At 62.3% G+C, this 12,889-nt stretch carries 11 protein-coding genes; 2 read left to right on the forward strand and 9 right to left on the reverse strand.

What is annotated here, in order from left to right; translation table 11 throughout:
* Positions 1-84: 84 nt before the first annotated feature.
* The 3 genes from hutU to hutC form a co-directional block, all read right to left on the reverse strand.
* On the reverse strand, positions 85-1,758 hold the full coding sequence (hutU, locus tag SB765_RS06085; RefSeq protein WP_016502006.1) for a urocanate hydratase: 1,674 nt from the start codon (positions 1,756-1,758) through the stop codon (positions 85-87).
* A 202-nt stretch (positions 1,759-1,960) separates the two neighbouring features.
* Positions 1,961-2,533 (reverse strand): HutD family protein, encoded by a 573-nt coding sequence (locus tag SB765_RS06090; RefSeq protein WP_341796981.1) that lies wholly within the window; start codon positions 2,531-2,533, stop codon positions 1,961-1,963.
* A complete protein-coding gene (hutC, locus tag SB765_RS06095) occupies positions 2,530-3,240 on the reverse strand; it encodes a histidine utilization repressor (RefSeq protein ID WP_341798931.1) in 711 nt (236 codons plus the stop codon). Before hutC ends, SB765_RS06090 begins: the two co-directional genes overlap by 4 nt.
* A gap of 144 nt (positions 3,241-3,384) precedes the next feature.
* Here hutC and SB765_RS06100 point away from each other — a divergent pair, with 144 nt between their 5' ends.
* A complete protein-coding gene (locus tag SB765_RS06100; protein ID WP_410931081.1) occupies positions 3,385-4,749 on the forward strand; it encodes a formimidoylglutamate deiminase in 1,365 nt (454 codons plus the stop codon).
* 116 nt (positions 4,750-4,865) lie between these two features.
* Here the strand turns inward: SB765_RS06100 and SB765_RS06105 are convergent, their stop codons facing one another.
* From SB765_RS06105 to SB765_RS06125, 5 genes are all read right to left on the reverse strand, one after another.
* Positions 4,866-5,438 (reverse strand): lipocalin family protein, encoded by a 573-nt coding sequence (locus tag SB765_RS06105; RefSeq protein WP_016489586.1) that lies wholly within the window; start codon positions 5,436-5,438, stop codon positions 4,866-4,868.
* Positions 5,435-5,689: an outer membrane protein assembly factor BamE gene (bamE, locus tag SB765_RS06110; RefSeq protein ID WP_003249234.1), complete on the reverse strand. Its 255-nt coding sequence runs from the start codon at positions 5,687-5,689 to the stop codon at positions 5,435-5,437. The genes SB765_RS06105 and bamE overlap by 4 nt, the downstream gene beginning before the upstream one ends.
* 226 nt (positions 5,690-5,915) lie before the next feature.
* The gene (locus SB765_RS06115) at positions 5,916-6,512 is read right to left on the reverse strand and encodes a DUF924 family protein (RefSeq protein WP_019472569.1); all 597 of its coding nucleotides are present in this window, start codon (positions 6,510-6,512) and stop codon (positions 5,916-5,918) included.
* Positions 6,513-6,515: 3 nt separating this feature from the next.
* Positions 6,516-7,526: a class 1 fructose-bisphosphatase gene (locus SB765_RS06120; RefSeq protein WP_012274595.1), complete on the reverse strand. Its 1,011-nt coding sequence runs from the start codon at positions 7,524-7,526 to the stop codon at positions 6,516-6,518.
* Positions 7,527-7,837: 311 nt separating this feature from the next.
* Complete coding sequence (locus SB765_RS06125; RefSeq protein WP_410931082.1) at positions 7,838-10,288, reverse strand: glycogen/starch/alpha-glucan phosphorylase; 2,451 nt, start codon at positions 10,286-10,288, stop codon at positions 7,838-7,840.
* A gap of 184 nt (positions 10,289-10,472) precedes the next feature.
* Between SB765_RS06125 and SB765_RS06130 the strand changes: the two genes are divergently transcribed.
* Positions 10,473-10,877, forward strand: a complete 405-nt coding sequence (locus SB765_RS06130) for a YkgJ family cysteine cluster protein (RefSeq protein ID WP_003249225.1) — start codon at positions 10,473-10,475, stop codon at positions 10,875-10,877.
* A 103-nt stretch (positions 10,878-10,980) separates the two neighbouring features.
* On the opposite strand, the gene typA is transcribed toward SB765_RS06130, so the two are convergent.
* Entirely contained in the window at positions 10,981-12,804 is a 1,824-nt protein-coding gene (gene typA, locus SB765_RS06135) for a translational GTPase TypA (RefSeq protein WP_016502013.1), read from the reverse strand.
* Positions 12,805-12,889: the final 85 nt, after the last annotated feature.

The raw sequence follows: 12,889 nt of genomic DNA on the forward strand, positions 1-12,889 counted from the left end.
CCGCAGGCCCGTTCGTGGGTGCCTGCGCGCTCCTTCTTGTTGTTCAGTATCACCCCTGGCGGGGTGCGATCCAAAGCGTGGCAATCAGCCAGTGATCATCGGCAGGTCCAGGCCCTGCTCCTTGGCGCAGTCGATGGCGATGTCATAACCGGCATCGGCGTGGCGCATGACACCAGTCCCTGGGTCGTTGGTCAGTACGCGGGCGATGCGCTCGGCGGCTTCATCGGTGCCGTCGCAGACGATGACCATGCCCGAGTGCTGCGAGAAGCCCATGCCCACGCCACCACCATGGTGCAACGACACCCAGGTAGCGCCGCCTGCGGTGTTCAGCAGGGCGTTGAGCAGCGGCCAGTCGGACACAGCGTCCGAGCCATCACGCATGGCTTCGGTTTCGCGGTTGGGGCTGGAGACCGAACCCGAGTCCAGGTGGTCACGGCCGATCACGACCGGTGCCGACAGCTCGCCGCTGCGGACCATTTCGTTGAAGGCCAGGCCCAGCTTGGCGCGCAGGCCCAGGCCAACCCAGCAGATACGTGCCGGCAGGCCCTGGAAGCTGATGCGCTCGCGGGCCATGTCCAGCCAGCGGTGCAGGTGGGCGTCGTCGGGGATCAGTTCCTTGACCTTGGCGTCGGTCTTGTAGATGTCCTCGGCCTCGCCAGACAGCGCCGCCCAGCGGAACGGGCCTACGCCGCGGCAGAACAGCGGACGGATATAGGCAGGGACGAAGCCCGGGAAGTCGAAGGCATTGGCCACGCCCTCTTCCTTGGCCATCTGGCGGATGTTGTTGCCATAGTCGAAGGTCGGGACGCCCTGCTTCTGGAAGTCCAGCATGGCCTGCACGTGCACGGCCATCGACTGCTTGGCGGCCTTGACCACTGCAGCCGGTTCGGTCTGCGCGCGGTCGCGGTACTGCTCCCAGGTCCAGCCGGCAGGCAGGTAGCCGTTGAGCGGGTCGTGGGCGCTGGTCTGGTCGGTGACCATGTCCGGGCGCACGCCACGCTTGACCAGCTCTGGCAGGATCTCGGCAGCGTTGCCATGCAGGGCGATGGAGATAGCCTTGCCTTCGGCGGTGTATTTGGCGATGCGCACCAGCGCGTCGTCGAGGTCGGTAGCCTGCTCGTCGACGTAGCGGGTTTCCAGACGGAAGTCGATGCGGCTCTGCTGGCATTCGATGTTCAGGGAGCAGGCGCCAGCCAGGGTAGCAGCCAGTGGCTGGGCGCCGCCCATGCCGCCGAGGCCTGCGGTGAGTACCCACTTGCCTTTCAGGCTGCCGCCGTAGTGCTGGCGACCGGCTTCGACGAAGGTTTCATAAGTGCCCTGGACGATGCCCTGGCTGCCGATGTAGATCCAGCTGCCGGCGGTCATCTGGCCGTACATGGCCAGGCCCTTGGCGTCCAGTTCGTTGAAGTGCTCCCAGTTGGCCCAGTGTGGCACCAGGTTGGAGTTGGCGATCAGCACGCGCGGGGCGTTGCTGTGGGTCTTGAACACGCCGACCGGCTTGCCCGACTGCACCAGCAGGGTTTCGTCGTCTTCCAGGCGGGTCAGGGTTTCGACGATCTTGTCGTAGCATTCCCAGTTGCGGGCGGCGCGGCCGATACCGCCATACACCACCAGTTCTTTCGGGTTTTCCGCAACCTGTGGGTCGAGGTTGTTCATCAGCATGCGCAGTGGCGCTTCGGTCAGCCAGCTTTTGGCGGTCAGCTTGTTGCCACGTGGGGCACGGATTTCAACGTCACGGTATTTGTTGTTGTCGGTCACGGGAAAGGTCCTCTGCGGTCGTCCGCGGGCGGGTATGTCGTGGTCAATATACAAACACACCTTTACTTGTATGTACAAGCATGGACAACCAAAATAATTGGACCTTGCCGTTCCTGGCTTGAGTTTTGTGGCGGCGCATAGATCGAGCGCCGCCCGCGCGGCGGTCGATCTCACAGGCGATGAAAACCTATCGCCGGCCCCATCAACGTGAAACGAGTTCGATCAGGCAGAATCGCCCCTGAACCTCCAGCCCAAGCAACTCATCGTTGCCCTCCAGCCGCAGGCAGTCATACAACCCCAACCGCTGCACCTCACGCCCCGCCATGGTCACTTCCACGTGGCTGCTGGCAGCAAACAACAGCACCGTCGACGCCGAGCTGTACAAACGGCTCGTGCCATCGAACCACTGCAACCGGGCCCGGTATCGCTGCGGCGCATAGATCAGGTTGAAATCGCGGATCGCCCCACCCAGCAGCTTGCAGCTGACCTGGCTTTCGCCGCTGAAGGCAAAGGCATCGAACGGCAGCAACGGCCGGCTGGGCTGGCCATCGACCAACAGGCGCATGCCATCGCCCTGCAGCACGGTGATGATCCGCTGGTAACCGGCGAAGGTGGAAAAGCCGCCAGACTCTTCGATATCGGCAATCGACAGGCGCCAGCCAAAGCCGTCCAGGCCCTCTCCACTGTCGCGGGTGATCTCTTCGGTGAAACCGCCACCGTTCTTCCACGGCATGCGCGGGTAATCCTGTGCGCGCAACAACTGCAGCTGGCTCATTTGCTGAAACGTCCTTCCAGGCGATGACGGGAACCGGGGTGGATCAGCCGCGCCGCGGTTACCGGCTGGCGGCCGGACCAGGTACGACGGCGGATCAGCAGGCAAGGTTCGCCCCGCTCGATCTGCAGCAGGCGGCATTCTTCCGGCTCGGCCAGGATGGCTTCGACCACGTGCTCACCCTCGGTCAGCGGTGCTACCTGGGACAGGTAGGCATATGGCGTCTGCCGGGTGAAATCCTGCTTGAGGTAGTCGGGTGCGATAGCGGCGTTGACGTAGCGGTCCTCGATCTGCACCGGCACGCCGTTCTCGAAATGCACGATCAGCGAGTGGAACACCCGCTGGCCTTCACGCATGTCCAGGGCCAGGGCCCGTTCGGAACCGGCTGCTTCCTCGGTGAGCGTGATCACCTGGCAGCTATGCTGATGGCCGCGTGCGGCAATTTCATCGGCAATGTTGTTGACTTCGAACAACGCCGAACGGCCCTTTGGCTCGGCTACGAACGTGCCGACCCCTTGCATGCGCACCAGCAGGCCGTCGGCCGTGAGTTCGCGCAGGGCACGGTTGATGGTCATGCGGCTGAAGCCCAGCTCGCTGACCAGTTCGCTCTCCGAGGGGACCCGGTGATGCGGCGGCCAGCTGCCGTTGTCGATCTGCTGGATGATCATCTGTTTGACCCGGGCGTACAGCGGCGCCGGGCCCTCGCCCATCTGGGCAACCAGCGCGGAGACAGGAGGTGTCGGCACGGCGTTGGATCCTTGTGCATAGGGAATGAGCGGTAGCTTGCCGCAGTTTACCCGGCAGGCAAACACCTGTATATGTATATACAAGTTAACAATAACAGGATTTGACCGATGTCCGCCTACTTCGCCGAACGCGCTCTGTTGCCTACGGGCTGGGCCAGCCATGTCCGTATCGAGGTCGCCAGCGATGGCCATGTGACCCGCATCGAGCCGGGCGCTTCTGCCGAAGGCGCCGAGCGCCTGGCCGGCCCATTGCTGCCCGGCATGCCCAACCTGCACTCGCATGCCTTCCAGCGCGCCATGGCGGGTTTGGCGGAAGTCGCCGGCAACCCCAACGACAGCTTCTGGACCTGGCGCGACCTGATGTACCGCCTGGTCGGGCAGATCACCCCGGAGCAGCTGCAGGTCATCGCCCGCCAGCTGTATATCGAAATGCTCAAGGCTGGCTACACCTCGGTGGCCGAATTCCATTACGTGCATCACGACCAGGCAGGCAAGGCCTACGCCGACCCGGCCGAGCTGTCCCGCCGCATCAGCGCGGCCGCTGCCGACAGTGGCATTGGCCTGACCTTGTTGCCGGTGTTGTACAGCTACGCCGGGTTTGGCGGGCAGGCACCGAACGACGGGCAGCGGCGCTTCATCAACTCCACCGAACAGTACCTGCAACTGCAAACGCAACTGGCCCCGCTACTGGCCGCGCAACCCACGCAGCAACTGGGCCTGTGCTTCCACTCGCTGCGTGCGGTGACGCCGGGGCAGATTGCCGAAGTGCTGGCGGCCAGCGACAAGCAATGCCCGGTGCATATCCATATCGCCGAGCAGCAGAAGGAAGTGGACGACTGCCTGGCCTGGAGCGGCCTGCGCCCGCTGCAGTGGTTGTACGAGCATGTGGATGTGGACCGCCGCTGGTGCCTGGTGCATGCCACCCATGCCGAGCCGGATGAAGTCACCGCCATGGCCCGCAGTGGTGCGGTGGCGGGGTTGTGCCTGACCACCGAGGCCAACCTGGGCGACGGGATTTTCCCGGCGGTGGACTTCCTGGCCCAGGGCGGGCGTATGGGCATTGGTTCGGACAGCCATGTGTCGCTGAGCGTGGTGGAAGAACTGCGCTGGCTGGAATATGGCCAGCGGCTGCGTGACCAGCGACGCAACCGCTTGTACCGTGGGGATCAGCCGATGGTCGGGCGCACGCTGTACGACGCCGCGCTCGCGGGCGGTGCACAGGCACTGGGGCAAGCGGTCGGGGAACTGGCCGTGGGCAAGCGCGCCGACTGGCTGGTACTGGATGGACAAGACCCCTACATCGCCCTGGCGGATGGCGATGCCATTCTCAACCGCTGGCTGTTTGCTGGCGGGGATCGCCAGGTGCGCGATGTGATGGTGAACGGGCAATGGGTGGTGCGCCAGGGGCGGCATGCGCAGGAAGAGGAAAGTGCGGGGGCGTTTGCCGGGGTGCTGCGGCAGCTCTTGGGCTGAGCGTATTGGGGCTGCTTTGCAGCCCTTTCGCGGCACAAGGCCGCTCCTACAGGGATACGCGTTCCCCTGTAGGAGCGGCCTTGTGCCGCGAAAGGGCCGCAAAGCGGCCCCAAAAATCAGTGCATTTTAACGATTTGCTGATCGGACGCCCGCCAGATCAGCCGGCTGGTGTCATACCCCTGCTGGCGTGCCTTGGCCAGCAAGTGCTCGCGCTCCCAAGCCGGCAGCGTCGGCGTGCGTGACAGTATCCACAGGTACTTGCGGTCCGGGCTGCCGACCACTGCCGTGCGGTAGCGATCGTCCACGTACAGAATCCAGTATTCGCCCCGAGCCACGCCAGGCACCAGCTTGGTAAACCAGTTATCAAACTCTACCCACAGTTTATCGGTGTGCCCGGGCTCCTGGATGCTTGCGTGCCCCTCGGCACGCAGCCACTCATCACCCATGGTGCGGCAGCGGTTGAGCACACCAAACGTACCATCAGGCTTGAGGTTGTAGTGCGCCTCGGACTGCTCGCAGCCGGTCTGGTAGCGCATGGGCAAGCGCGCCAGTTCGAACCATTTGCCCTGGTAGCGCTTGAGGTCGACGTTGCCAGCGGTCTTCGGCGCCAGCGGGTCGTGCACGGAGCCCGCGCAACCACCCAGCAGCAACGCCAGGCATACCCCCATCAGCAGGTACAGACGCCTCATTTGAGGCCCTGCCCTGAATACATCAGCACCTTGTCAGCCGCGTACTGCACGCTGATGAAGCTCTTCTCGTCCCCCCAGGTGCAGCTGCTCATGCCCAGCGCGCCAGAGCACTCGGTCGGCGTACCGAGCAACTGCTCGACCTCGGCCTTGTTCATACCGGCCTTGATCTTGGAATAGTTTTCCTGGTTGATCTTGCTGCAGGCAGTCAGGACGACGCACAGCGACAACAGGGCGAGGGAACGCAACGACATGAAGGACACTCCTGAAGAGGGGAAACAGGCGAGTGGCCTGCAGTGACCTTCGACGGGAAAATCCCTCCCAGGTTCCCTGCCCTACCCCCTTTGCACCTACACCATTGGTCGGATGGCCATTACTGTGCGATTAATCACAAAGCATTAATCACGCGCCAATAAAAAGGCCGCCCCCTTTCAGGGGCGGCCTTACGTCGCGACGGCCTGCGCAGCAGGCCCGTGGGCATCAGAATCTGGAGCCAGGCTCCAGCAAAAAGTCCATCTCTTCGCTGGTGCTCGGCCGCTCCAGCACCAGGTTGCGGTGCGGGAAGCGCCCAAACCGGGCAATCACCCGCTGGTGCTGCTCGGCATAGTCCAGGAAGCCTTCGAACAGCCGCCGGCTAGCTTCGGGCTGCTCGTCCAGCAACAGCTGATAACGCTCGACACACAGGTTCTGCCAGTCCAGCACCTCGGCATGCTCCAGCACCAGCAGCACGAACACACGCTGGATCGGCAGCAACTGGTAGTCCCAGCCCTTCTGCAGGCCCTGCATGGCCACCACCTGGGCACGCCGGTCGCCCTCGAAGGCGCGCGGCGTGTCGCGGTAGATCATGCGCGGCAGCTGGTCCAGCAAGATCAGCAGGCCCAGCCAGCCCTGCGGGCTTTGCTGCCACTCTTCGAGCCCACCCGCCAGGGCGTGCTCGACCAGGTCGCCAAACAGCGCATGGGCATCGGCATCGTGATGCTTGCCGAACCACAGCGTGCTCTTCTCGTCAGCCACGGCCTGGGCACTGGTGCCCCAACCGAACCACCATTCCAGCAACGGCTGCCAAGGTGCGAGCATGACTTACTCCTTGTGGTAGGCGGTGACGCGCTCTACCTCTTCCTTCGAGCCAAGGATCACCGACACGCGCTGGTGCAGGCTTTCTGGCTTGATGTCGAGGATGCGATCGTAACCGTTGGTAGAGGCGCCGCCTGCCTGTTCGATGATGAACGACATCGGGTTGGCTTCGTACATCAGGCGCAGCTTGCCCGGCTTGCTTGGCTCGCGGGCGTCACGTGGGTACATGAACAGGCCGCCACGGGTCAGGATGCGGTGCACGTCGGCCACCATCGAGGCGATCCAGCGCATGTTGTAGTTCTTTTTCAACGGGCCGGTTTCGCCGGCCAGCAGTTCGCCCACGTAGCGTTGTACCGGGGCTTCCCAGTGACGCTGGTTGGACATGTTGATGGCGAATTCGGCGGTGGTCGCCGGCACCTGGATGTTTTCGTGGGTCAGGACGAAGCTGCCCAGTTCACGGTCCAGGGTGAAGCCCTTGACGCCGTTGCCCAGGGTCAGGATCAGCATGGTCTGCGGGCCGTAGATGGCGTAACCGGCGGCGACCTGCTCGGTGCCTGGCTGCAGGAAAGCTTCTTCGTTCAGGCTTTCATTCTGGCTCAGGTACTGGTTAGGGCAACGCAGCACCGAGAAGATGGTGCCGACCGAGACGTTGACGTCGATGTTCGACGAACCGTCCAGTGGGTCGAAGACCAGCAGGTACGCGCCTTTCGGGTACTTGCCCGGGATCTGGTAGGCGTTGTCCATTTCTTCGGAAGCCATGCCGGCCAGGTGGCCGCCCCATTCGTTGGCTTCCAGCAGGATATCGTTGGAAATCACGTCCAGTTTCTTCTGGACTTCGCCCTGCACGTTTTCAGTGCCCATGCTGCCCAGCACGCCGCCGAGGGCGCCTTTGGACACGTGATGGCTGATTTCCTTGCACGCACGCGCCACCACTTCGATCAGGAAGCGCAGATCGGCAGGGGTATTGTTGCTGCGGGTCTGCTCAATCAGATAGCGACTCAGGGTAACGCGGGACATGTATGGCTCCGAAAGGATTGGGGGAGTAAAAACCCCCGCAGTTTACAGGGAGAGTGGCGGGCTAGCGAGCAATCAGACTCGCCACGGCTCTCAGACGGCACAATAGGTCGCTAGTTCAGCCTTCGCCAGGCCGGTGGTCGGTTCGAGCCGTACCAGGCCAGGCAGCCTGTACGCGCTTTGTGGGAGCGGCCTTGTGTCGCGATTGGGCCGCCAAGCGGCCCCAGGATTTCAGCCGCATAGTCGAGAATCGAGGGCTGCTATGCAGCCCTATCGCGACACAAGGCGGCTCCCACAAAGACCGCGCTCGCCTCTCAGTCGAGTGCCCTCCAGATCTCGGTGGCATATTCGCGAATGGTGCGGTCCGACGAGAACCAGCCCATCCGTGCGGTGTTCAGCACCGCCATGCGCCACCACTCCTGCGGTGTGTGCCACAGTTCCTCGACCCGCCGCTGGGCATCCCAGTAGGCATCGAAGTCGGCACACACCAGGAAGCGGTCATAGGCCACCAGCCCGTCGATCAAACCGGTGTAGCGTGAGGGGTCGTCTGGCGAGAACACACCGCTGCGAATCGCCTGCAACACGTCGCTCAAGCGGTTGGAAGCGGCTATGGCGGCGTTGGCACCAAAGTCACCGGCACGCTTGCGCGCCTCGACCTGCTGCGCAGTGAGGCCAAAGATGAACATGTTGTCGGTGCCCACCTGCTCGCACATTTCCACGTTGGCACCGTCCAGGGTGCCGATGGTCAGCGCACCGTTCAGGCCGAACTTCATGTTGCTGGTACCGGAGGCTTCATAACCTGCCGTGGAAATCTGCTCGGACAAGTCGGCCGCCGGGATGATGCTTTCGGCCAGGCTGACGTTGTAGTTGGGCAGGAACACCACCTTCAGCAGGCCGCGCACGGTCGGGTCGTTGTTCACCACCCGGGCGATGTCGTTGGCCAGCTTGATGATCAGCTTGGCCTGGTGGTAACTGGCCGCAGCCTTGCCGGCGAAGATCTTCACCCGCGGCACCCAGTTGGTGCCGGGGTCGTTGCGTATGGCCTGGTACAGCGCCACGGTGTGCAGCAGGTTGAGCAACTGGCGCTTGTACTCGTGGATCCGCTTGACCTGCACATCGAACAGCGCCTCGGGGTTCACAGTGACACCAATGCGGTCCTGGATGATGCTGGCCAGGGCGCGCTTGCTGTGCAGGCGCTGAGCGGCAAACTGCTTGCGGAAACCCGCCTCGTCGGCGAATGGCACAAGGCCAGCCAGAAGCCCTTCAGGGTCATCCTTGAGCCCCGGCCCGAGCGCTTCGACCAGCATCTCGGTCAGCAGTGGGTTGGACTGGTACAGCCAGCGGCGGAAGGTAATGCCGTTGGTCTTGTTGTTGATTCGTTGCGGGTAGAGCTTGTGCAGCTCGGAGAACACAGTGCTCTTCATCAGCTTGCTGTGCAGCGCCGATACGCCGTTGACGCTGTGCGAGCCGAGGAACGCCAGGTTACCCATGCGGACCCGGCGGCCGTTGTCTTCCTCGATCAGCGACACCGCGCGCAGCACGTCGAAATCGTGCATGCCTTTGGCCCGCAATGCGTCGATATGGTAGGCGTTGATCAGGTAGATGATTTGCATGTGCCGCGGCAGCATGCGCTCCATCAGTGCTACCGGCCAGGTTTCCAGGGCTTCGGGCAGCAGGGTGTGGTTGGTGTAGGCGAGCGTGCCAACGGTCAGCTCCCAGGCCTTGTCCCACGGCACCTCGTGCTGGTCCACCAGCAGCCGCATCAGCTCTGCCACGGCAATCGACGGGTGCGTGTCGTTGAGCTGGATGGCGGCTGCGTCGGGCAGGTTGAGCAAGTCCTTGTGCATGTTCAGGTGCCGGCGCAGCAAATCCTGCAACGAAGCCGACACAAAGAAGTACTCTTGGCGCAGGCGCAGTTCCTGCCCGGCCTCGGTGCTGTCGGCCGGGTACAGCACGCGGGAAATACTCTCGGCCCGCGCCACTTCGGCCACCGCCCCCAGGTGGTCACCGGCATTGAAGCGCTCCAAGTGCAGCTCTTCCAGCGCCCGCGCACGCCACAGGCGCAAGGTATTGACGCTGGACCCACGCCAGCCCACCACGGGCGTGTCGTAGGCCACCGCCCGCACCGTTTCGCCAGGCGACCAGACCTGGCGCTGGGTACCACTGGCGTCGTTCACGGTTTCGACACTACCGCCGAAGCTGATCGGGTAGATCACCTCGGCACGCTCGAACTCCCAAGGGTTACCGAAGTCCAGCCAGTTTTCGGTCTGTTCCTGCTGCCAGCCATCGACCACGGCCTGACGGAACAACCCATGCTCGTAGCGGATACCGTAACCATGGGCGGCAATACCCAGGGTGGACATGCTTTCCATGAAGCACGCCGCCAGCCGTCCGAGGCCACCATTACCCAGCGCGGCGTCGGGCTCAAGCAGGCGGATGCGCTCCAGGTCCACGTCCAGCCCTTGCAGCGCATCACGGGCGATGTCCAGCAGCCCAAGGTTGCTCAGGCTGTCGTACAGCAAACGCCCGATGAGGAACTCGAGGGAAAGGTAATAGACCCGCTTCTGGCTACGGCGGTAGGCCAGACGGGTATGGTCCATCCAGTGGTCGACCATGTGATCGCGAGCGGCCAGGGCAATGGCCTCGAACCAGTCGTGGTCGAACGCATGCTCCGGGTCCTTGCCGACCGCGTAGGTCAGCTTGTTCAGTACAGCGGCGCGAAATTCGGCCACCTCGGCGTCACGTGCTTCGGGTTCCTGGGACATGCGGCATCCTCTGGCAAGTTGACGAAAGCGGAGGGAGATTGATGAGACTAGCCCCTTCGACAGGGAGTGACAGTTACTGTTCGCAGTTTTCATGCCCACTTTGCCAATCCGGCAAAAGGTTGTTCATAAATTGAACAATTCCGGTATCATCGCGCGCCCCAAGACCGTGATCCACCCTATAAAGATGAAAACGACCCTGATCGCCGCGGCCGAAGTCGACCGCCTGGAGACCTGGCAGCGCTATACCAGCAACATGTGCCATGGCTGCCATTCGACCTGCTGCACCCTGCCAGTGGAGGTGAAGATCAAGGATCTGATCCGTATCGGCGTGGTAGACGAGTTCGAGAAAGACGAACCCCCGAAGAACGTGGCCAAGCGCCTGCAAAAAGAAGGCATCATCGAGCGCTTCAACCAGAAGTCGGGAATCTTCACCCTGACCCGGATGAGCAACGATGACTGCATGTACCTGGATCGTAAGAGCCGGCTGTGCACCATTTATGACAAGCGCCCGGACACCTGCCGCAACCACCCCAAGGTCGGGCCTCGGCCGGGGTATTGCGCCTATAAGCCCAAGGTAGTCGGGCGCTGATCGTCAACCTCAAGCCCGCGAAGGGGCCAACACAAATCCTGAAGGCATAAAAAAACGCCCCCGGCCTTTCGACCGGGGGCGTTTTCATTCAGCCAAAGCTAACTCAGCTGTTTTTGGCTTTCTTGGCAGCGCGGGTACGCTCGCTTTCGTCCAGGATCTTCTTGCGAAGACGGATGGACTTCGGCGTTACTTCGCACAGCTCGTCTTCCTGGATGTATTCCAGAGCCTGTTCCAGGGTGAAGCGAACTGGCGGAACCAGAGCGATGACTTCGTCTTTACCCGAAGCACGCATGTTGTCGAGCTTCTTGCCCTTGGTAGGGTTGACGCCCAGGTCGTTGTCGCGGCTGTTCTGGCCGATGATCTGACCGTTGTAGATCTCTTGACCGTGCTCGACAAACAGCTTGCCACGCGCCTGCAGGGTTTCCAGCGAGTAGGTCAGCGCCTTGCCGGTTTCGACCGAAACCAGTACGCCGTTCTGACGGCCGGACATGTGACCGGACTTCACCGCGTCGTAGCGGTCGAAGATCGAAGTCAGGATGCCTGCACCGTTGGTCAGGGTCAGGAACTGGTTACGGAAACCGATCAGACCACGCGCCGGGATGTTGTATTCCAGGCGTACACGGCCCTTGCCATCCGGGACCATGTTGGTCAGGTCGCCTTTACGCAGACCCATTTCTTCCATCACCTTGCCCTGTGCTTCTTCAGGGATGTCGATGGTGACGTTTTCGAACGGCTCTTGCTTGACGCCGTCTACTTCACGAATGATTACTTCCGGGCGGCCCAGGGCCAGCTCGAAGCCTTCGCGACGCATGGTTTCGATCAGTACCGACAGGTGCAGCTCGCCACGGCCCGAGACCTTGAACTTGTCCGGGGAATCGGTTTCTTCAACGCGCAGGGCAACGTTGTACAGCAGCTCTTTGTCCAGACGGTCCTTGATGTTACGGCTGGTGACGAACTTGCCTTCCTTGCCGCAGAACGGCGAGTCGTTGACCTGGAAGGTCATCGAAACGGTTGGCTCGTCAACGGTCAGCGGCTTCATCGCCTCAACGGCAGTCGGGTCGCACAGGGTGTCGGAGATGAACAGCTCGTCGAAACCGCTGATGCAGACGATGTCGCCAGCCTGGGCTTCTTCAACGTCAACGCGGTGCAGACCGTGGTGGCCCATCAGCTTGAGGATACGGCCGTTACGCTTCTTGCCGTCAGCGTCGATGGCAACAACCGGGGTGTTCGGCTTGATGCGACCACGGGCAATACGGCCAACGCCGATAACACCCAGGAAGCTGTTGTAGTCCAGTGCGGAGATCTGCATCTGGAACGGGCCGTCACGGTCAACAGCTGGCGCTGGAACGTGGTCGATGACAGCCTGATACAGGGCAGTCATGTCTTCGCCCATTTCGGTGTGGTCCAGACCGGCAATGCCGTTCAGGGCCGAGGCGTAGACCACTTTGAAGTCCAGCTGCTCGTCGGTAGCGCCGAGGTTGTCGAACAGGTCGAAGATCTGGTCCAGAACCCAGTCAGGACGCGCACCCGGACGGTCAACCTTGTTGATCACGACGATTGGCTTCAGGCCGGCTTCGAAGGCCTTCTTGGTCACGAAGCGGGTTTGCGGCATAGGGCCGTCTTGAGCGTCGACCAGCAGCAGCACGGAGTCGACCATCGACATTACACGCTCAACCTCGCCACCGAAGTCGGCGTGGCCGGGGGTGTCGACGATGTTGATGTGGTAGCCGTTCCAGTTGATGGCGGTGTTTTTCGCCAGAATGGTAATACCGCGCTCTTTTTCCTGGTCGTTGGAGTCCATGACGCGCTCGTCGTTGAGCTCGTTACGCTCCAGAGTGCCGGACTGACGCAGGAGTTTGTCGACCAGGGTGGTTTTACCATGGTCAACGTGGGCGATGATGGCGATGTTACGCAGATTTTCGATCACAAGTGTATCTCGATCAGAGGATTCGGTTGCCGCCAGTGTAGGCGGCCAATATGTACTGTTTAAGGCTCAGCGGGCCCGGCGGTCG

The sequence above is a fragment of the Pseudomonas sp. SIMBA_067 genome, assembly GCF_046534675.1.
In the GTDB taxonomy this organism is placed as follows: Bacteria; Pseudomonadota; Gammaproteobacteria; order Pseudomonadales; family Pseudomonadaceae; genus Aquipseudomonas; species Aquipseudomonas putida.